Genomic DNA, 18,537 nt, shown 5'->3' with positions numbered 1-18,537 from the left:
TCTAATACGTTAACGAAACGGGGTAGCATAACGAAATACGCGTGTGCCGGAGCCAAAGAGGAACCACTTCCGAACAGGCTGAGCGGCCTGATTTTTGAAAGCACTGATTTGAAAGCACTGGGATGAGCGAGCAAGGTTTGATGTCCGAGCTGGACCGGCTGGTTTCCGAAGGCCGGAATCCGCGGACCATGGACATCGACCTGCTGCCGACGATCGATGTGCTGCGCAAGATCAACGACGAGGACCGGGTGGTTCCGGCAGCGGTCGAAAAGGTGCTGCCGGACATCGCGGCCGCGGTCGACCGCATCGTCCTCGCCTTCCAGAAAGGCGCTCGGCTTATCTATATGGGCGCCGGCACCAGCGGCCGGCTGGGCGTGCTCGACGCCTCGGAATGTCCGCCCACTTTCGGCGTGCCGGAAGGCATGGTCGTTGGCCTGATCGCCGGCGGGCCCGACGCGCTGGTGCGCTCGACCGAAGGGGCCGAGGATGATCCCAAGATGGGCGCCAGGGCCTTGCAGGACATCAAGCTCACCCCGGACGACGTGGTGGTCGGCATCGCGGTCAGCGGGCGCACGCCCTATGTGATCGGCGGGTTGAATTATGCCAAGCAGGTGGGGGCAACGACGGTCGCCCTGTCCTGCAATCCGGCATCGACCATAGCAGGCATTGCCGACATCGCCATCTCGCCGGTCGTCGGTCCCGAGGTGCTGACCGGCTCGACGCGGCTGAAATCCGGAACGGCGCAGAAGCTGGTGCTCAACATGCTGAGCACGGCCTCGATGATCCGCATCGGCAAGAGCTACCAGAACCTGATGGTGGACCTCAATCCGTCCAACAGGAAACTGGTCGCCAGGGCAACCAGAATCGTGATGCAGACCACAGGCTGCACGGCGGCGCAGGCGCGCCAGGCGCTCGGCCGGACCGGCAACGACGTGAAGCTGGCGATCCTGCTGACCATCACCGGGCTTGAGGTCGAGGAGGCGCGCGCAGCCCTCGCCAAGGCAAGGGGTTTCCTGCGAAAGGCAATCAGCGACGAGACGCATGAAGGCGCTTGAGACCAGACGGCGTGAAGCTGCTTTACACAAGACGGCGCGAAGCCGCATAGACTGGGCCGATGCTCCAAAGCGCGTGTGTCTTGGAAGCGGTCCGCAGAAACTGCAAGGGCATCGGGTTCAAGCAAAGATGGGAGACGAGAATGGTTCACCTCACAAGAAAGCTGCTGTCGGGCGTCACGCTCGCAGCCATGCTCGGCATCGCCACGGTCTCGACGCAGGCGGCGACGCTGCACATGGCCTGGTCGCAGGACGCAACGGGACTTGATCCGCACAAGCAGACGGCCTTTTCCTCGCTGCGGCTCCTGGAGCTGATCTATGAGCCGCTGGTGCGGGTCGATGCCAGCCTGCAGATCATCCCGGCCATCGCCACGTCCTGGGAATTCTCCAAGGACGGCAAGGAGCTGACCTTCAAGCTCGATCCCAAGGCGAAATTCCAGGACGGCGCTGCCGTGACCTCGGCCGACGTCAAGGCGTCTTTCGAGCGCATCCTGGACGAGAAGACAGGCGCCGCCGCCCGCGCCAACTTCCTGTCGATCGCCAGCATCGACACGCCGGACGTTGGAACCGTCGTGTTCCATTTATCGCAGCCCGACGCGCCGATCCTGACGGCGATGAGCGACATCAACGCGGCCATCGTGCCGGCGGCCGAGATCAAGGCCGGCTCGATCGGCACCAAAACGGTCGGCTCCGGCCCGTTCAAGCTCGATAGATGGGACCCCAACGCCAAGGAAGTCTTGAGCGCCAACAAGGAATGGGCCGGCGGCGCGACCGGCGTCGACGGTATCGAAATCAGCGTGCTGCCCGATGAAGCGGCGATCCTCGCCGCCATGCGTACCAAGCAGGTCGATTTCGCGCTGCTCAACGATCCGCTCGTCGCCACGCTGGTGCCGAAGGAGGCTAGCCTGCAACTGAACCGCGCGCCGGTGCTGGCCTATAACGTGCTGCAGCTCAATCCGTCACGCAAGCCGATGACCGAACTCAAGGTGCGCCAGGCGATCTCCTGCGCCATCGACCGGCAGGAGGTTCTGGACACCGCCGCGCTCGGTGAAGGCAAGGTCACCGGACCGCTGACCATCCCAGCACTTGCGACCGATCCAAGCCAGCTCTTCTGCTACAAGCGTGATGTCGAGAAGGCCAAGAAGTTGATGGCGGAGGCAGGCTTTGCCGACGGCTTTTCGGCGACCGTGATCGGCGCCACCGGCGAGCCGCCGACGGCGGCGGCAGAAGCCCAGGTCATCCAATCGCAGCTCGCCGAGATCGGCGTCAAGCTCGACATCAAGATGATGGAGCTCAACGTCTATGTCGACGCCTGGCTGAAGGGCGATTTCGACATGGCGATCGCGCTCAATGGCGGCCGCGCCGACCCCTACACCATGTATAACCGCTACTGGACCAAATCAGGCAATCTGCAGAAGGTGGCCAACTACATCGACGATACGCTGGACAGCCTGATGCAGAAAGGCCGCGCCGAGACCGATCCGGCCAAGCGCAAGGCGATCTTCACCGAGTTCGAGAAGCACCTCGCCGAAGTCTCGCCCTGGATCTGGCTCTACACGTCCTACAGCTATACCGCCCAGCAGAAGAACGTCGCCGGGTTCGTGCCGACGCCGACGGGCACGCTGTTCAGCCTCAGCAAGGTTACCATCCAGCAGTAGCCGTGGGCGGCCCTGGAGACGGATGATTTCAGGTTGAATCGACCTGAAATTTGAATCCGCCTCCAGATCAAAGGGATAGAGCATGATGTCGTCCGAAAACCGTTTCACACTTTTCGGCATCATGCTCTAGACGAGAGGTCTTCTTCGCGTGAATTATCTGATGCGACGACTTGCGGCGTTTCCTCTCGTCCTGCTTGGCGTGTCGATCCTGGTCTTCGTGGCGATCCGGATGGTGCCGGGCGATTCGATCACCGCGATGCTGGGCACCGAAGCCGGCCTGCTGACGCCGGCACAGCGCGATGCGCTCGCCGCCTATTTCGGCATCGACCAGCCCTGGTTCGTCCAGTACTGGCGCTGGATCGGCGGCATCCTGCACGGCAATTTCGGCATCTCCGTCACCTATGGTAGGCCGGTATTGGACGTCATCCTCGAGCGCTTCCCGCTGACGCTGGAACTGGCCGTGCTGTCGATGATCATCGCACTCGCAGCCGGCATGCCGGCGGGCATCTACGCCGCCACGCATAGTGAGAAACTGTCCGACCTCGGTGTGCGCGTCGTCGCTATGATCGGCCAGTCGACGCCGAGCTTCGTGCTCGGCCTTTTGATCATCTACGCGCTGTCGGCCGGCTTCGGCGTGCTGCCGGCCATGGGCGAATTCACGCCGCTCTGGCAGGATCCCTTGCGTAATCTCAGCCAGCTGATCCTGCCTGCCATCACGCTCGGCTTCGCCTTCGCCGCCTCGGTCACCCGCATCTCGCGCTCGGCCATGCTCGACGTGTTGAGCGACGACTATGTGCGCACCGCCCGCAGCAAGGGCGCCTCGGCGCGCAGCGTCATCTGGCGACATGCGCTCCCCAACGCGCTGATCCCCGTGGTGACGCTGAGCGGCATCGAGTTCGGCTATCTCCTCGGCGGCGCGGTCATCGTCGAGCAGATCTATGCCCTGCCCGGCCTCGGCCGCATGGTGCTCGACGCCATCCTCCAGCGCGACTACGCGCTGGTGCAGGGCAGCGTGCTGTTCATCGCCTTCAACTTCATGATCGTCAATCTCCTGGTCGACCTCGCCTATGTCGCGCTCGATCCGCGCATCCGGCTGGGCGAGCAGTGATGCGCATGCTGCGCGCCATCTTCAGGCACAGCAGCGGCCGTATCGGCGGCGTGATCGTCGGCGTCTATCTCCTGGTCGCCATCCTCGGCCTGTTGGGACTGACCCCGCACAATCCGATCACGCAATACCGGGTCGACCGGCTGCATGCGCCCAGTGCCGCCTACTCGATGGGCACCGACCTGTTCGGCCGCGACGTGGCGAGCCGGCTGATGGCGGGCGTCGGCCAGTCCTTCACAGTGGCCTTCTTTTCGGTCGCCTTCGCCGCGCTTGCCGGCACCGTGCTTGGGCTCGCCGCCGCTTGGCTCGGGCGTCGCTGGGACGGCGTGCTGATGCGGATCATGGATGTGCTGCTGGCTTTTCCTGCCATTCTTCTGGCGCTGCTGATCGTCACCGTTGCCGGACCGGGCACATGGACCAGCGTGGTCGCCATCGGCATCGTCTATATGCCGATTTTCACACGCGTGGTGCGCGGCCCTGCTTTGTCGCTCAAGGCGCGCGAATTCGTCGACGCCGCGCGCACCTTCGGCAGCAGCTCGAGCTACATCATCACGCGGCACCTGCTGCTCAATCTGATCGCGCCCTTAACCGTCCAGGTGACGCTGGCGCTCGCCTGGGCATTGCTGACCGAGGCCGGCCTGAGCTTCCTCGGTCTCGGCACGCAGCCGCCGGCCGCCTCGCTCGGACTGATGCTGAGCGACAGCCGCAATCTGATGGAAACCGCCCCATGGCTGATGATCTTCCCGGGCCTGGCGATCATGATCAGTATTCTGGGCTTCAACCTCTTGGGCGACGCCTTGCGCGACATCCTCGATCCGAAGATGCGGAGAGCGCTCGCATGATCCCGCTTCTGTCGGTCCGCAACCTGGGCGTCGGCTTCGGCCGCGACCCGAGAGCCAATGAGGTGGTGCGCGGCGTCAGCTTCGATCTCGCCGACGGCGAAACGCTGGCCATTGTCGGCGAAAGCGGCTCGGGCAAGTCCGTCACCGCACTGTCGATCAACCGTCTCATCGATTTCGGCGGCGGCCGCATCACCGGCGGCGCCATGACGCTGAAACGGGCCGACGGCAGTCTCTTCGACCTGACGACCGCGACCGAGCCGCAACTGACCGGGATTCGCGGCGCAGAGATCGGCATGATCTTCCAGGAGCCCATGACCTCGCTCAATCCTGTGCTGACGATCGGCACCCAGATCGAGGAATCGTTCCGGCTGCATCGCGGCCTGACCGGCCGGCAGGCCACGGCGGCGGCCAAGGACGCGCTCGACCGGGTGCGCATCCCCGATGCGGCAAGGCGGCTAAAATACACGCCCAACCAGCTGTCGGGCGGCATGCTGCAAAGGGTAATGATCGCCATTGCGCTCGCCTGCAATCCGCGTCTGCTGATCGCCGACGAACCGACCACGGCGCTCGATGTGACGGTACAGGCGCAGATCATGGCGCTGCTTGCGGAGCTCAAGCAGGAAAGCGGCATGTCGATGATCTTCATCACCCACGACATCGGCCTTGTCGCCGGGATCGCCGACACTGTGATGGTGATGCAGAACGGGCAGGCCGTGGAACAGGGCGAACTGAACCAGGTCCTCGACAGGCCGCAGCACGCCTACACGCAGCATCTGTTGCAGGATGTGCCGCATTTCGCCCACGGCCGCGCGACACGCACGGACGGGCAGCGCGACAAGAACGCAAGGACGGACCCGGCCCTTGAGGTCAACGGCCTCGTGGTGCGGTTTCCGCTCAAGAGCAGTTTCTTCAGCCATGCCAGCGGCGCGGTGCACGCCGTGGACGGTGTCGACTTCGACCTGATGCCGGGAGAGACATTGGCCATTGTCGGCGAGAGTGGCTCGGGCAAATCAACCACCGCGAAAGCAGTCCTTGGGCTGGTGCGCTCGACGCGCGGCAGCTTCTCGGTCGGCGCCCGGACGGCCTCGGCAAAGCACGGCGCCAAGCCCGTGCAGATGGTTTTCCAGAATCCCTACGCTTCGCTCAACCCGCGGCTGAGCATCGAGAGCATCCTGGCGGAGCCGGTGATCGCCAATGGCGGCCGGGCGGACGCCGAAACGCGAGCCAGGATGGCGAGCCTGCTGGAGCGCGTCGGCCTGCCGCAGAACAGTTTGCAGCGCTATCCGCACGAATTCTCCGGAGGCCAGCGGCAAAGGCTGTGCATCGCCCGCGCGCTGATGCTCAACCCGTCGGTCGTCGTTCTGGATGAAGCGGTTTCCGCCCTCGATGTTTCAGTGCAGGCCAAGGTGCTGGAGCTGCTGGTCGACCTGCAGCGCGAGTTCGGGCTGGCCTATCTGTTCATCTCGCACGATATGGCTGTCGTCGAGCGGATCGCTCATCGCATCGCCGTCATCTATGCCGGCCAGATCGTCGAGATCGGAGACGCGGCCTCGGTGCTGTCGGCGCCGAAACATTCCTACACGAAGAAGCTCATATCAGCGGTTCCGGCCATCGACCGGCGGCATGAGCGTTTCGAGGTCGACACACGCCAGGTGCCTTCCCTGGTGCGCCCGCAAGGGTTTGAGCCGGCGCCGGCGAGATGGGAGGAATTTGGGGTAGATCATATGGCGAGGGTGGAAGGGTGATGCATGGTGCCCTGGGCTCGGTTAGGTCGGCGGGACAGCACCCCCCTCTGTCCTGCCGGGCAGAGGGGGGTGTGACGGAACTCGGCCTTTCAGGAGGCCCGCATTGACCAACCTCGCCCAGATCTTCGACCGCGCGTTCCAACCACTCGCAGCGGCAGTTGCCGCCAAGCGCATCCCCGGTGGCGTGCTCGGCATCGTTGACAGGAATGGCGACCGCATCACCAGGGCGATCGGCTCAGCCCAACTCGTGCCTAAGCAGCGACCGATGCGTGAGGAGACCTGGTTCGACCTGGCATCCCTGACCAAGGTGATCTTCACCACGCCGCGCATTCTGGCGCTGGCTCAGGACGGTGCCATCGATCTCGACGCACCACTCGTCTCGGTGCTGCCGGACCTTCGCCAATATGACGCGAGTGCCTGGGAGCGGAAGGTGACGTTTCGCCAGTGCCTCGGGCACCAGACGCCCTTCCCGGCCGTCGAACCGATCTACACTTACGGGCGCGACCCCGACTTGCTGCGCGCCTTCATCCTGCAACGGGAATGGCGGGCCCGCGATCCGGTCTATTCCGACATCAATTTCATCCTGCTCGGTTTTGCGCTCGAGCGGCTGTCGGGCAAAACCATCCGCGACATGGAGCCCGGCCCGGGCTTTGCGTGGTCCGCCGAGCCAGATCTCGCCGCTGCAACAGAAGACTGCACCTGGCGCCATCGGGTTCTGTCCGGCGAGGTTCACGACGACAATTGCGCGGCGCTGCAAGGGGCCGGCCATGCCGGCCTGTTCGGCACGGCGGCCTCGGTGCTCGATTTCGCCCAAGGGCTGCTGACCGGCGCATCCGAACGGTCGATCGCGCCGATGCGCACGCCCTTGTCCGCCACCCGCACCCATGGCTGGGAGCGTCCCTATGACGGCTGGTCCGGCGGCGCTTTGTGCGGCCCCGGAACGATAGGCCATACCGGCTTTACCGGCACGGGGCTGTGGATCGACTTCGACAGAGGCAAGGCCTGGACCTTGCTTACCAACCGGATCCATCCGACACGTCACTTCGACAGCGGAATCGTCGCGCTTCGCCAAGCGGTCGGCGATCTCATCAATGGAGTTCGATAATGGAATCCATCTGGGCCGTCGGCCTGATGACCGGCACCGTGCTGGACGGCAACATCGATGTCGCCCTGATCAAGACCGATGGCGAGCGCATCGACGATTTCGGCACCTACCGGCTGATGCCCTACCCCCCGTCGATCCGCTCGCTGCTGGAAGAGACGCTGAAGCAGGCGCGAGCCTGGAATTTCACCGGACCGGAGCCGGCGATCTTCCGCGACGCCGAGGAGGCGCTGACGCGCGCGCAATCGGCGGCGGTCGGGGAGCTCGTCGAAGGTTATGGGATGACGATGGCTGACATCGGCGTCGTCGGCTTCCACGGCCAGACCGTGCTGCATCGCGCGCCGCAAATCGGCCGGCTCGGCCAGACCCGGCAGCTCGGCGACGGCGAGTTGATGCATGCGATCCTCGGCACCAAGGTTGCCTATGATTTCCGCTCTGCCGACATGCGCGCCGGAGGACAGGGCGCGCCGTTGGCGGCCGCCTATCACACTGCGCTGATGCGCAGCGCCGGCGCCAGTGGCGAGGTGGCCGTGCTCAACCTGGGCGGCGTCGCCAACATCACCTGGTGGGACGGCGGCGACAATGTCGTTGCCTTCGACACCGGCCCCGCCAACGCGCCGCTCAACGACTTCATCAAGTCAAAGGGGCTCGGCGAAATGGACCGCGACGGCGCGCTTGGCCGGGCGGGAACGGTCGACGAAGCCCGGCTCGCCAAGCTGCTGCAACATCCCTATTTGACCAAACCCTATCCGAAATCGCTGGACCGTTTCGACTTCGGCGCCGCCATGGCGGATGGCCTGAACGCCGAGGACGGCGCCGCGCTTTTGACCGCCTTCACCGCCGCCGCGGTCGGCAAGGCACTCGATCTTCTGCCGAGCCGGCCGAAAAGACTGGTGGTCAGCGGCGGCGGCCGCCACAACCCGACGATGATGGCAATGATCGCTAGCCGCGCCGGTGTCGAGGTGGTGCAGGCCGAAAGCCTCGGCTGGAGCGGCGACGCGGTGGAGGCGGAGTGTTTTGCCTTTTTGGCGGTGCGCGTGCTGCGCGGCCTGCCGATCAGTTTCCCCAGCACGACGGGCGCGCCGCAGCCGATGCGCGGCGGACGGCTGGCTGGTTGATCAGGCGTCCGACAGTTTTTTCTGCAGGAAGACGCGGCTGCGGCCGACGGGGAAATCGGCGAGCGTTCCGAAGGGCTGATAGCCCTGGCGCCGATAGACCCTGGCGGCGTTGGGGTTGAAGGTGTCGATCCAGGCGTTCTGGCAGCCGCGCGCCATCGCCTCCTTCTCAGCCGCGTCCAGCATCGTGCCGGCCATGTGCCGACCGCGCAGCCTTTCGTCGACCCACAGCCATTGCACGTAGAGCCAGCCCCAGGCGGTGTAGCCCGAAGTGCCCGCGACAATCGCGCCGGCTTCATCACGCACGAACACCGCAAGGGCCTTCCTTTCGGAAGCGCCGACATCGCCGTCGTTGAACGCCATCAACCGCTCGCCGAGAAAGGCGAGCTCCTCGGGCAAGGGGGTTGCCGTCGTTTCAAGTGTCGTGATCATGGCTCATCCGAAATGCGCAACGGGAGATGAACAGAGTTACGAAGGCCGGAGCGCCTGCGCAACGCCTATATCCGTCCCCGAACAGGGTGCTGGTCCGGGGCGCCACCATTGCGGAATTCGGAGGCGGAAATGCCGTAGCGCTTGAGCTTGTCGTAGAAAGTCTTGCGCGGCACGCCGAGTGCGTCGATGGCCCCGCGCATGTCGCCGGCATGATCGCGCAAAGCCTCGCGGATGAGTTGCGCCTCGTAGCGGCCGACCCGTTCGGGCAGCGCCGCCGAGGGCTCCGGCAAGCGCGCGGACGTTGCCCTGGCCTCCTCGTCGGGCCCGAGGCCAAGCGCGACCCGGTCGGCAAAATGCGCGAGCTCGCGCACATTGCCGGGCCAGTCATGCGACTGGAGATGGTCGCTCACCGCGGCATTCACGGCCGCGACAGGACGGCCGAAACGCTGCGAGGCGTTACCCAGGAAATGCCCGAACAGCAGCGGGATGTCGCCGCGCCGCTCGCGCAGCGGCGGGATGCGCAGCGTCACGACGTTGAGGCGGAAATAGAGATCCTCGCGAAAATCGCCGCGCTGGTCCGGCCGGCCTAGATCGACCTTCGTTGCCGCGACGACCCGCAGATCGAGGCGGCGCGTTTCGTTGGAGCCGAGCGGGGTGAGGCTGCGCGTTTCCAGCACCCGCAGCAGCTTGACCTGTAGCGGCGGCGGCATGGATTCGATTTCGTCGAGGAACAGCGTGCCGCCGCTCGAATGCTCGATGCGACCGATCCGCCGCCGCTGCGCCCCGGTGAACGCACCCGGCTCGTGGCCGAACAGCTCGCTCTCGATGACGGTCTCCGGCAGGGCACCGCAATTCAGCGCCACGAAAGGCTTGGCGCGGCGCCGGCTCCATCGGTGCAGGAGATCCGCCACCACCTCCTTGCCGGTGCCGGTCTCCCCTTCCACCAGCACGTCGACATCCATGTCGGCGATCTGGCGCAAGGTCTCGCGAAGGCGGCGGATGGCGGGCGCCTCGCCGATCAGCGGCAGGCCGTCGGCGGCCTGCGCGGCGGCCTCGTGCAGCCGCCGGTTCTCCATCACCAGCCGCCGCTTTTCGCTTGCCCGCTTCAGCGCTTCGACAAGGCGCTCGCCGGCATAGGGTTTCGGGATGAAATCGTAGACGCCATCCTTGAGCGCGGCCACCGCGAGATCAATATCGCCATGTCCGGTGACCAGGATCACCGGTATGTCGATGTCGATCGCCCTGATCCGATCGAACAGCTGCAAACCGTTCATGCCGGGCATGCGGATGTCGCTGACCACCACGCCCTGAAAATCCCGGTCGACGGCGGCAAGCGCTGCCTCCGCGGCCTTGAACGCGATCACGCCGAAGCCGGCAAGCTCGAGCAATTGCGTGGTGGCGTGAAGCAGATCCGCGTCGTCTTCGACGAGCGCGACCAGCCCTGATCCCTCAGTCATTCAATTAGCCTCAGATCTATGGTGAAGGATGCGCCTTTCGTGCTGCCCGGATCGAGGCGCAGCGTGCCGCCCAGTTCCTGGGCGATCTCCTGCGAGATCACCAGACCGAGGCCAAGCCCCCTTTCCTTGGTGGTCTGGAACGGCATGAACAAATTGCCGGCCGCTTCCGGCCCGAGGCCAGGGCCGTTGTCGCGCACCGAAACCAGCACCCTGTCGTCGCGCTCGGCAAGCTCGATCTCGATGCGCGGATCGGGCCGGTCCTTCAGGGCATCCAGCGCATTCTGCAAGAGATTGACCAGGATCTGCTCCAGCCGGATGCGGCTGGCCATGACCGTCGGCGAGGCGGTGCCGCGCGGCTTGACGACGGTGACGCCGGAATCGCGGATGCGGCCGGACAGGAGTGACAGCGCGCCGTCGATCGCTTCACGCACCGGCAGCGGCGAGGCGGCGACGCCTGGCCGCCGCGCGAAGGTTCGCAGCGTGCTGGTGATCGCGCCGATGCGCTCGGTCATCGACACGATCGATGTCAGGTTGCCCGCGACGGATTCGACCTTGCCGCCATGCAGGAAGTGGCCGGCATTCTCGGCATAGGTGCGTATCGCCGCCACCGGCTGGTTGATCTCATGCGCGACGCCGGCGGCGATCTGGCCGAGGATGGAAAGCCGGTTGGCCTGGGCGAGATCGTCGCGCAGCCGACGGACCTTGGCCTCGGCGTTTTCGCGCTCGGCGATCTCGCCGGCAAGGGCCGTGTTGGAGCGGGTCAGTTCCGCCGTTCGTGTGCTTACCCTGCTCTCCAGCTCGGCATTCATGCGCGCCAGCGCTTCCTGCCTCAGGTGGCGCGCACGGCGGCGCCTGAGAAGCACGTAGGCAAGCAAACCCGTTAACAGCAACGCCAGCAGCGTGGTCAGGCGCGCCGTGTTGACGGCCGACGTCAAGGCGGCATCGGCAGGTGTGAGCAGCCACAGACGCCAGCCGGGAACGGCGCCGGGCAGGTCCTGCACCACTTCGACGAACTGGCGCGATTTTCCGGCATTGTCGATTGTCGCCAGGCCGTCACCGGCACCGCGTCGTATCGGCAGCGGTTCGAAGCCGGTTTCGGCGAGTTGAAGCTGCGCGTGGGCTGTCGCGGCATCCGCGGCCGAGAGCGGCGCAAGCGCGTGGAAACGCCACTCGGGCCGGCTGGTCGCCAGCACGACACCGCGCTCGTCGGTGACGAAGACGACAAAGCCGCTGGAGCGCCAATTGGCTTCGACTCCGTCGAGTTCGACCTTCAGTACGGCAACGCCGAGCGGCGTCTTGCCGTCATCGACGCGGCTGGCGAGATAAAGTCCCGGCCTGCCGCTGATCGTGCCGAGGCCATACTGGCTGGCGGCGCCCTTGGTCATGGCGTCGGTGAAATAGTGGCGGAAATTGTAGTCGATGCCGACGAAGCTGCCCGGCTCGCCGGCGTTGCTGGCCGATATCGCGATGCCTGCCGTGTCGATGACATAGATGGCGGATGCCGAGGCATCGGCGGCAATGGCCCGGAGCTTGTCGTCGAGCGCCGTCTCTTGCGTTTTGCCGGCCCGGCGCAACGCGTCGCGCACGGCATCGTCGCGTGCCAGCACCAAGGGAACGAGACGCTGCTTTTCGATTTCGCCGGTCAGGGTGCCCGCCGCCAGCGGCAAGGCTGCCAGTGCTCCGTCGCGCAGATCGCCGGCAGCCTGGTTGGCGGCAAGGCGCCCGGCAATCGCGACCGCTCCCGCCAGCATTGCCAGGCCGATCAGGAGAATGAGCCAGCGGCCGTCACGCAGCCTGGCCATCGCTTCGCGCAGCAGGTCGCGGCCGGCGAACTCCGGGGATGCGCTATCGGTGTCTGCCTGCGGCGTCTGCCCTCTCCACCGTTCGCTGTTCAGCAGCCACTGTAATGCGAAACTCCGCCCAGGCAAACAAGGGCGAGTGCGGAAATCCGCACAGGCCTCCATCGAAGCGGGGACAAAACTGCCGGGAATCCAGGGTTCCGGCTTTTTCTCGATCTGGCACGGCGCTTGCAAAACTCTCGACAGCGGCGAGCGACCGGAGCGCCGCGATGGGAGAAGTCTTGCGGGGCGGCGCGTGCCGTTCCCTCCGGCCAGGGAGATAGCAGATGCACATGGCAGACCAATCACGCGCGCCCGCCGCGCAGCGCAAGCCGCTTTACGCCCAACTCTACGTGCAGGTGCTGGTGGCGATCACCGTCGGTATCCTGCTCGGCCATTTCTATCCGTCGCTCGGCGAGAGCATGAAGCCGCTTGGCGACGCCTTCATCAAGCTGGTCAAGATGATCATCGCCCCGGTTATCTTCCTGACGGTCGCCACCGGCATCGCCGGCATGAGCGACCTGCAGAAGGTAGGCCGCGTCGCCGGCAAGGCGATGCTCTACTTCCTCACCTTCTCGACACTGGCGCTCATCATCGGCCTGATCGTGGCCAATGTCGTGCAGCCCGGGGCCGGCTTCAACATCGACCCGGCGACGCTCGACGCCGCGACCGTCAACAGCTACGCCGCCAAGGCGCACGACCAGTCGGTCACCGGCTTCCTGATGAACATCATCCCGACGACCATCGTCGGCGCCTTCGCCGACGGCGACATATTGCAGGTGCTGTTCTTTTCGGTGCTGTTCGGCATCGCGCTGGCCCTGGTCGGCGACAAGGGCGCGCCGGTGCTCAATTTCCTGCAGGCGCTGATGGCGCCGATGTTCAAGCTGGTCAGCGTGCTGATGAAGGCAGCCCCGATCGGCGCCTTCGGTGCCATGGCCTTCACCATCGGCAAATACGGCATCGGCTCGGTCATCAACCTCGCCATGCTGGTCGGCACCTTCTACATGACCGCTTTTCTGTTCGTGTTCATCGTGCTGGGCGCCGTCTGCCGCTACAACGGCTTCTCCATCCTGTCGCTGATCCGCTACATCAAGGAGGAGCTGCTTCTGGTGCTGGGCACCTCGTCTTCGGAAGCGGCACTGCCCTCGCTGATGGAGAAAATGGAGAAGGCCGGCGCGAAGCGCTCGGTGGTCGGGCTGGTCATCCCGACCGGCTATTCCTTCAACCTCGACGGCACCAACATCTACATGACGCTGGCCGCGCTGTTCATCGCGCAGGCGACGAACATCCACCTCTCCTTCGGCGACCAGATCCTGCTGCTCCTGGTGGCGATGCTTTCCTCCAAGGGGGCGGCCGGCATCACCGGCGCCGGCTTCATCACCCTTGCCGCCACGCTTTCGGTGGTGCCGGCTGTGCCTGTCGCCGGCATGGCGCTGATCCTCGGCGTCGATCGCTTCATGTCGGAATGCCGGGCGCTGACCAACTTCGTCGGCAATGCGGTGGCGACGCTGGTGGTGGCGCGCTGGGAAGGCGAGCTCGACGAGGCCAAGCTGGCCAGGGCGCTGGCGGGAACGGCCGACGACAGCCTGCCGGCGGACATCGTTCCAGCCGAGTAATCACAACGGCCGCACAGCGATAGCAAACGGCCGGAGGCATCGCTGCCTCCGGCCATTTTTCGTATGTTCACCGCGTGAGGCGGCAGGACTTGCGCACGCCGCGCAGCTTGACCTCGACCATCAGTGTCCGTCCTCGTGTCCGGGATATCTGCTCGGCCCGTCGACAGGCAGGCGGGCCGTGCCATCGGCGAACAGGACAAGGCTTGCCGCGCCGATCAGCCCGGCGTGGCGGCCGAGCTGGGCCTGAACCACCGGCACGTCGCGATAGGCGCGCATGGCGCGCTGGCGGATTGTCGCCTCTATTGCCGGAGCCATCAGATCGAGGCCATTGGCGATGCCGCCGCCGACGACCAGCACGTCGGGCGAATAGAGATGCAGGAGGTTGGTGAAGCCGACGCCGAGCCAGCGCGCTTCCTCCTCGAGCAGGGCCAGGGCGAGATCGTCCTGCAGCCGCGCTGCATCGACGACATGGCGGCCCGTCACCTCGGCATTAGCCGAGAGGCGGCGCAGCGTCGAGCCGTCGAAGGCCGACGTCGCGGCATTGGCGCGGCGGCCGAGCGCGGTGCCCGAGGCGATGGCCTCGAAACAGCCGACGACGCCGCATATGCAGCGCTCGCCTTCGTTGGTTATGGTCATGTGGCCGATCTCGGCGGCAAGACCCCGGCGGCCATGCAGGATGCGCCCGTCGACGACGACGCCGCCGCCGATGCCGGTCGAGACGGTGACGAAGACGAGCGAACGGGCGCCGTGGCCGGCGCCGAAGCGCCACTCGCCGAGCGCTGCCGCATTGGCGTCGTTCTCCAGACGCACCGGCAGGCCGAGCCGCCGCTCGAGAATGTCGGCGAGCGGCACGTCCAGCCAGCCGGCAAGCGTCGGCGGCCCGACGGCGATGCCGGCCAGCGGATCGAGCGGTCCCGGCGCGCCGACGCCGACGCCAAGGATGGCGAGCGCCGGCGCCTCGGCATGGATGGTCGCGGCGAGAGCCTCGATCTGGCCGATCACCACTTCGGGACCGGCCTGCGCCTGCGTCGGCACCGCCGCGAACGCCAGTATCTTGCCATCACGGTCGACCAGGGCGGCACGAAGCTCGGTGCCGCCCAGATCGATCGCGAGAGCGGCCTCGTTGCTCATGCCGCGACTTTCAGCCCGTGCAGCCAGCCGATGCGGCCGGCCAGATCCTTGTCACCGAAGGCGAGCGAACCAAGAACCACGGTCTCGGCACCCGCGGCACGCAGCAGCGGCACCGTCTCGTGGCGGATGCCGCCGTCGGCGGCAAGAACCACGTCCGCCTCGCGGCCGGCTTTCCTCAGGATGGCGCGGGCAGCGCCCAGCCTGTCACAGGCTTTCTCCGAAAGGCCTTGCCCCTTGACGCCGATCGCGGTTCCCAGAAGCGTGACGAACGCGACTTCGGACACGAAGGGCCTCACCGCTTCGACGGACGTTTCCAGCCGCAGCACGACGCCGGCTTCGGCGCCAAGTTCGCGCGCCAGCCGCACGGCGCGCAATCCTGCTTCGCCATTCTCGGCATGGACGCTGATCATGTCGGCGCCGGCCTCGATGAATTGGCGCGTCTGTTCCTCGACGATTGTCCCGTCGACCATCAGATGGACATGGATGGGCTTGGCCGTCAGTTTGGCAATACGGGCGACCAGATCGGGAAAGAACAGGAAGGACGGCGCGAAGTAGCCGTCAGCGACATCGATGTGGTGAAGATCGACATAGGGTTCGATGCGCCTGAGGTCGCTCTCGAAATTGGCGAGATCGGCCGACCACAGCGAGAACTCGGCGATCAGACGATCGCGCGGCAATGCGGCGATGGCGGCCGGGCCTGAAAGGGGTTTCGAGATCATGACTGGTCCTGGTTGTTGAAATTTTTATCGAGAAAGCCGCCGATCGCGGCACGGATTTCGGCGAAGTGGCGATCCCTGTCGGTGGCCTTCGGTGTCACCTCGGTGAAGATCGCGTTGAGGATTGTCTTCACCAGTTCGCGGGCAGTCGCCAAGGGATGGACGAGGTCGACGCCGCTTCCGACGACGAGTGTGGGGATTGAGAGCGCAGAGGCTGCGGCCCGCGAAACGCCGGGCCCATCGCCAGCGATTGCCTGCATCATTTCGGCGAAGTCCGCTGCATTGTCGCGCTCGAAGAAACCGAGAAGGGAAGCCAGATTGTCGGGTGCCTCGGCGCGGAACCGGGCGGCCGTGGCCGAAGCGGCAAAGACGGCGCGCGCCTCGTTCGGCGGACGGTTTCGGATGAGCTCGGCCACTTCCGCATAGGGACGCATGTTTTCAGGGGCCGCGTCGAAGGCCCAGGCCGGCCGGACCAGCACCAGGCCGGTGACGCGCTCGGGATGCCGGACGGCCAGGCGCAGCGCGATCGCCGCACCCATCGAGATGCCGCCGGCGACGAAGCGTTCGATGCCGGCCGCATCGGCGGCGGTCAGCACGTCGTCGGCGAACATGGCGATCGAAAAGGGGCGCTTATGGCCGGCACCGGAGCCGCCTTGCGCCCGGCATTCGACAGTGAGCCGGCGTCGCGACGGGCCGTCGGGAAAACTCTGCGCCACCTGGGCGGCGTCACCGCCGAGACCGTGCTGGAAGACGACGGGAAGCCTGCCTTGCTCCGTGTCGAAGACACGAAGCGCCGCATCGTCGCGAAGCATGGTCGTCGGTGCGACGCTCATCGGAGCAGGCGGCGCAGAAAGGCGGCAACGGCGGGAGCTTCGTCGGCCGACAGTCCGTGCGTGACAAGCGGGCCATCGAATTTCACAGTGTTCAGCCGCGCGACGAAATCCGGAAAATCGACAATGCCCTCCCCTGTTGTGGCAAAGCGGCCGTCGGCATGCCGGTCCTTGGCATGCGCCATGGCTATATGGGCAGCGGCCTCGTCGATCGCCGCCGCGACGATGGCGCGCGCCTCCTCCGGCGTCGTATGCTCGAACAGGTTCGCCGGATCGAGCACGATCTTCAGATGCTTCGAGCCCATGTCGGCGATCAAGCGGGTGGCATCCTTCGCCGAGGTGACGATGTTGGCCTGCTCGGGCTCGATGCCGAGATCGACGCCTGCGCCTTCGGCCAGCGCCAGCGCCTTTTCCATCTCAGTGGCCATGTCGGACCAGGCGGCCGGTGTGGCGTTGTCGGGATGATAGGCCCATTGGTCGGCTGCATTGCGCGAGCCGGTGCAGAGCGTGACCAGCGGAATGTCGAGGGCGGCGGCTGTATCGATGACGACGGCAAGGCGGCGAAGACCATCATCGCGCACCGCCTTGTCTGGATGCGCCATGTTGTAGGTGCCCGACAGGGCGGCGAGCGATACGCCTGTTGATCGGGCGGCGGCGCGAATGGCCGAAATGGCTGCGTCCGGCACCGCATCGGGCATCGACGGCAGGCCGGCGCAAGCGAGATTGAATTGCGTCGTCTCATAGCCCGCCTGCCGCACTGCTTCCAGCACAACAGCCGGCTCGGTGCCCGCAAAGGTCTTGGCGAAGACGCCGAGACGCATCAGACCGCACCCGAGACGGAAGCGAGCTCGATCCGCTCGCCGGTCTCGACGGAGCGGGCAATGGCGACCATGGCGCGGATCGAGGCAATGCCGTCCTCGACATTGGCACCGCGCATCGGCGCGCCGTTCAGCACCGTGTCGGCGAGACCTTCCAGCTGGCGGCGGAAGAAATGGCCGTCGGCGCCGAGCGGTTTTCGCGAGGTCGCGTCCTTCTCATGGAAGATATCGACCTCGCTGGCGCGGAAGTACCAGGGATTGAACGTCTTGGCGATGACGGAGCCGTTCTCGCCATAGAGCTGGAAGCCCTCGTGCCAGTCCATGCGTACGGCGACGGTGAGATCGAGATGGCCGAGCGCGCCGCTGGCGAACTCGGTCTCGACGAACCAGCAATAGGCGCCGAAGCGTTCGTTGAGACGGGCGCGTACGGCCGTGATCTCGCCGCAGAGGAAGCGGGCCGTATCGACCAGATGCGAGCCGTGCGCCAGCATGAAATACTGCCGGAGATCCGCCTTCGGATTGCCGGACGGTTTCTTCGCCAGCTTGCTGGTGACAGGCAGCGGCTGCACCGCATCCGTATTGGTGTAGCGGTGGGTGGAATCGCAATACCAGGCCTTCAGCGCCAGCACCTCGCCCATTTCGTCGCGGACGAAGTCGCGCGCCGCCTCCAGCGCCGGATCGAAGCGTTTCATGTGGCCGACCTGCAGGATCCTGCCGGAGCGTTTCACCGCCGCCGCCAGCGCCTCGCCTTCCTCGACCGAAGTTCCGATCGGCTTTTCGCACAGCACATGCTTGCCGGCGTCGAGTGCCTTGATCGACATCGGCACGTGATAGGCGTCCGAGGTGGCGACGATGACCGCTTCCAGCTCCGGATCGGCGAGCATCTCGTCATAGTCGGCATACATCTTCCGCGGCTCGTAGGTGGCGCCCATGCGGGCGAGCAGGTCGGGCGCGGCGTCGCAAATGGCGTAGAGGTCGGCATTGACGGCCTTTGCACAAGATTCCAGATGCGCGAACTGCGCGATGGGGCCGCAGCCGAGCACGCCGACCCTGAGGCGCCTGTCCTGTTTCCCGATCATC

The 18,537-nt window shown here is 65.7% G+C and carries 16 protein-coding genes; 8 read left to right on the top strand and 8 right to left on the bottom strand.

Annotated features, from left to right (window positions below):
* Positions 1 to 122: 122 nt before the first annotated feature.
* The 7 genes from murQ to FJ959_RS06190 all read left to right on the top strand — a co-directional run bounded on the left by murQ (position 123) and on the right by FJ959_RS06190 (position 8,622).
* Positions 123 to 1,055 (top strand): N-acetylmuramic acid 6-phosphate etherase, encoded by a 933-nt coding sequence (murQ, locus tag FJ959_RS06220; protein ID WP_140583840.1) that lies wholly within the window; start codon positions 123 to 125, stop codon positions 1,053 to 1,055.
* 140 nt (positions 1,056 to 1,195) lie between these two features.
* Positions 1,196 to 2,710: an ABC transporter substrate-binding protein gene (locus tag FJ959_RS06215; RefSeq protein WP_140497737.1), complete on the top strand. Its 1,515-nt coding sequence runs from the start codon at positions 1,196 to 1,198 to the stop codon at positions 2,708 to 2,710.
* A 148-nt stretch (positions 2,711 to 2,858) separates the two neighbouring features.
* The gene (locus FJ959_RS06210) at positions 2,859 to 3,818 is read left to right on the top strand and encodes an ABC transporter permease (RefSeq protein ID WP_140497735.1); all 960 of its coding nucleotides are present in this window, start codon (positions 2,859 to 2,861) and stop codon (positions 3,816 to 3,818) included.
* Entirely contained in the window at positions 3,818 to 4,657 is an 840-nt protein-coding gene (locus FJ959_RS06205) for an ABC transporter permease (protein WP_140629079.1), read from the top strand. The genes FJ959_RS06210 and FJ959_RS06205 overlap by 1 nt, the downstream gene beginning before the upstream one ends.
* Entirely contained in the window at positions 4,654 to 6,402 is a 1,749-nt protein-coding gene (locus FJ959_RS06200) for an ABC transporter ATP-binding protein (protein WP_140629077.1), read from the top strand. The genes FJ959_RS06205 and FJ959_RS06200 overlap by 4 nt, the downstream gene beginning before the upstream one ends.
* Positions 6,403 to 6,505: 103 nt before the next feature.
* Positions 6,506 to 7,507 (top strand): serine hydrolase, encoded by a 1,002-nt coding sequence (locus FJ959_RS06195; RefSeq protein WP_140520909.1) that lies wholly within the window; start codon positions 6,506 to 6,508, stop codon positions 7,505 to 7,507.
* Positions 7,507 to 8,622: an anhydro-N-acetylmuramic acid kinase gene (locus FJ959_RS06190; RefSeq protein ID WP_140629075.1), complete on the top strand. Its 1,116-nt coding sequence runs from the start codon at positions 7,507 to 7,509 to the stop codon at positions 8,620 to 8,622. Before FJ959_RS06195 ends, FJ959_RS06190 begins: the two co-directional genes overlap by 1 nt.
* Here the strand turns inward: FJ959_RS06190 and FJ959_RS06185 are convergent, their stop codons facing one another.
* The 3 genes from FJ959_RS06185 to FJ959_RS06175 form a co-directional block, all read right to left on the bottom strand.
* Positions 8,623 to 9,051, bottom strand: a complete 429-nt coding sequence (locus FJ959_RS06185) for a GNAT family N-acetyltransferase (protein ID WP_140629073.1) — start codon at positions 9,049 to 9,051, stop codon at positions 8,623 to 8,625.
* A gap of 65 nt (positions 9,052 to 9,116) precedes the next feature.
* Positions 9,117 to 10,508 (bottom strand): sigma-54 dependent transcriptional regulator, encoded by a 1,392-nt coding sequence (locus FJ959_RS06180; protein ID WP_140629072.1) that lies wholly within the window; start codon positions 10,506 to 10,508, stop codon positions 9,117 to 9,119.
* Complete coding sequence (locus FJ959_RS06175) at positions 10,505 to 12,310, bottom strand: sensor histidine kinase (RefSeq protein WP_140629069.1); 1,806 nt, start codon at positions 12,308 to 12,310, stop codon at positions 10,505 to 10,507. Before FJ959_RS06175 ends, FJ959_RS06180 begins: the two co-directional genes overlap by 4 nt.
* 323 nt (positions 12,311 to 12,633) lie before the next feature.
* On the opposite strand from FJ959_RS06175, the gene FJ959_RS06170 reads away from it, so the two are divergent.
* Positions 12,634 to 13,962: a dicarboxylate/amino acid:cation symporter gene (locus tag FJ959_RS06170; RefSeq protein ID WP_140497716.1), complete on the top strand. Its 1,329-nt coding sequence runs from the start codon at positions 12,634 to 12,636 to the stop codon at positions 13,960 to 13,962.
* A 120-nt stretch (positions 13,963 to 14,082) separates the two neighbouring features.
* Here FJ959_RS06170 and FJ959_RS06165 read toward each other — a convergent pair whose 3' ends face one another.
* Genes FJ959_RS06165 through FJ959_RS06145 form a run of 5 tightly spaced genes read right to left on the bottom strand, consistent with a single transcriptional unit; the run spans position 14,083 to position 18,536 of the window.
* The gene (locus FJ959_RS06165; RefSeq protein WP_140520914.1) at positions 14,083 to 15,093 is read right to left on the bottom strand and encodes an ROK family protein; all 1,011 of its coding nucleotides are present in this window, start codon (positions 15,091 to 15,093) and stop codon (positions 14,083 to 14,085) included.
* Positions 15,090 to 15,812, bottom strand: coding sequence for a ribulose-phosphate 3-epimerase (locus FJ959_RS06160; protein WP_140497712.1), 723 nt, complete (start codon positions 15,810 to 15,812; stop codon positions 15,090 to 15,092). Before FJ959_RS06160 ends, FJ959_RS06165 begins: the two co-directional genes overlap by 4 nt.
* Positions 15,809 to 16,642, bottom strand: a complete 834-nt coding sequence (locus FJ959_RS06155) for an alpha/beta hydrolase (protein ID WP_140629066.1) — start codon at positions 16,640 to 16,642, stop codon at positions 15,809 to 15,811. Before FJ959_RS06155 ends, FJ959_RS06160 begins: the two co-directional genes overlap by 4 nt.
* A complete protein-coding gene (locus tag FJ959_RS06150) occupies positions 16,639 to 17,460 on the bottom strand; it encodes a sugar phosphate isomerase/epimerase (RefSeq protein ID WP_140497708.1) in 822 nt (273 codons plus the stop codon). The genes FJ959_RS06155 and FJ959_RS06150 overlap by 4 nt, the downstream gene beginning before the upstream one ends.
* Positions 17,460 to 18,536 carry a Gfo/Idh/MocA family oxidoreductase gene (locus FJ959_RS06145; RefSeq protein ID WP_140520918.1) on the bottom strand — a complete coding sequence of 359 codons (1,077 nt, stop codon included), beginning with the start codon at positions 18,534 to 18,536 and terminating at the stop codon, positions 17,460 to 17,462. Before FJ959_RS06145 ends, FJ959_RS06150 begins: the two co-directional genes overlap by 1 nt.
* Between the last annotated feature and the right edge of the window lies 1 nt (position 18,537).

It is taken from the genome of Mesorhizobium sp. B2-2-4, from assembly GCF_006442375.1.
Lineage (GTDB): Bacteria > Pseudomonadota > Alphaproteobacteria > Rhizobiales > Rhizobiaceae > Mesorhizobium.
This window is presented reverse-complemented; position numbering and strand designations above follow the sequence as displayed.

Excerpts from the sequence above, each read along its gene's own strand:
- FJ959_RS06145 (WP_140520918.1), bottom strand. The coding sequence starts at position 18,536 with ATGATCGGGAAACAGGACAGGCGCCTCAGGGTCGGCGTGCTCGGCTGC.
- FJ959_RS06175 (WP_140629069.1), bottom strand. The coding sequence starts at position 12,310 with ATGGCCAGGCTGCGTGACGGCCGCTGGCTCATTCTCCTGATCGGCCTG.
- murQ (WP_140583840.1), top strand. The coding sequence starts at position 123 with ATGAGCGAGCAAGGTTTGATGTCCGAGCTGGACCGGCTGGTTTCCGAA.
- FJ959_RS06190 (WP_140629075.1), top strand. The coding sequence starts at position 7,507 with ATGGAATCCATCTGGGCCGTCGGCCTGATGACCGGCACCGTGCTGGAC.
- FJ959_RS06170 (WP_140497716.1), top strand. The coding sequence starts at position 12,634 with ATGCACATGGCAGACCAATCACGCGCGCCCGCCGCGCAGCGCAAGCCG.
- FJ959_RS06215 (WP_140497737.1), top strand. The coding sequence starts at position 1,196 with ATGGTTCACCTCACAAGAAAGCTGCTGTCGGGCGTCACGCTCGCAGCC.
- FJ959_RS06185 (WP_140629073.1), bottom strand. The coding sequence starts at position 9,051 with ATGATCACGACACTTGAAACGACGGCAACCCCCTTGCCCGAGGAGCTC.
- FJ959_RS06180 (WP_140629072.1), bottom strand. The coding sequence starts at position 10,508 with ATGACTGAGGGATCAGGGCTGGTCGCGCTCGTCGAAGACGACGCGGAT.
- FJ959_RS06200 (WP_140629077.1), top strand. The coding sequence starts at position 4,654 with ATGATCCCGCTTCTGTCGGTCCGCAACCTGGGCGTCGGCTTCGGCCGC.
- FJ959_RS06150 (WP_140497708.1), bottom strand. The coding sequence starts at position 17,460 with ATGCGTCTCGGCGTCTTCGCCAAGACCTTTGCGGGCACCGAGCCGGCT.
- FJ959_RS06155 (WP_140629066.1), bottom strand. The coding sequence starts at position 16,642 with ATGAGCGTCGCACCGACGACCATGCTTCGCGACGATGCGGCGCTTCGT.
- FJ959_RS06205 (WP_140629079.1), top strand. The coding sequence starts at position 3,818 with ATGCGCATGCTGCGCGCCATCTTCAGGCACAGCAGCGGCCGTATCGGC.
- FJ959_RS06165 (WP_140520914.1), bottom strand. The coding sequence starts at position 15,093 with ATGAGCAACGAGGCCGCTCTCGCGATCGATCTGGGCGGCACCGAGCTT.
- FJ959_RS06160 (WP_140497712.1), bottom strand. The coding sequence starts at position 15,812 with ATGATCTCGAAACCCCTTTCAGGCCCGGCCGCCATCGCCGCATTGCCG.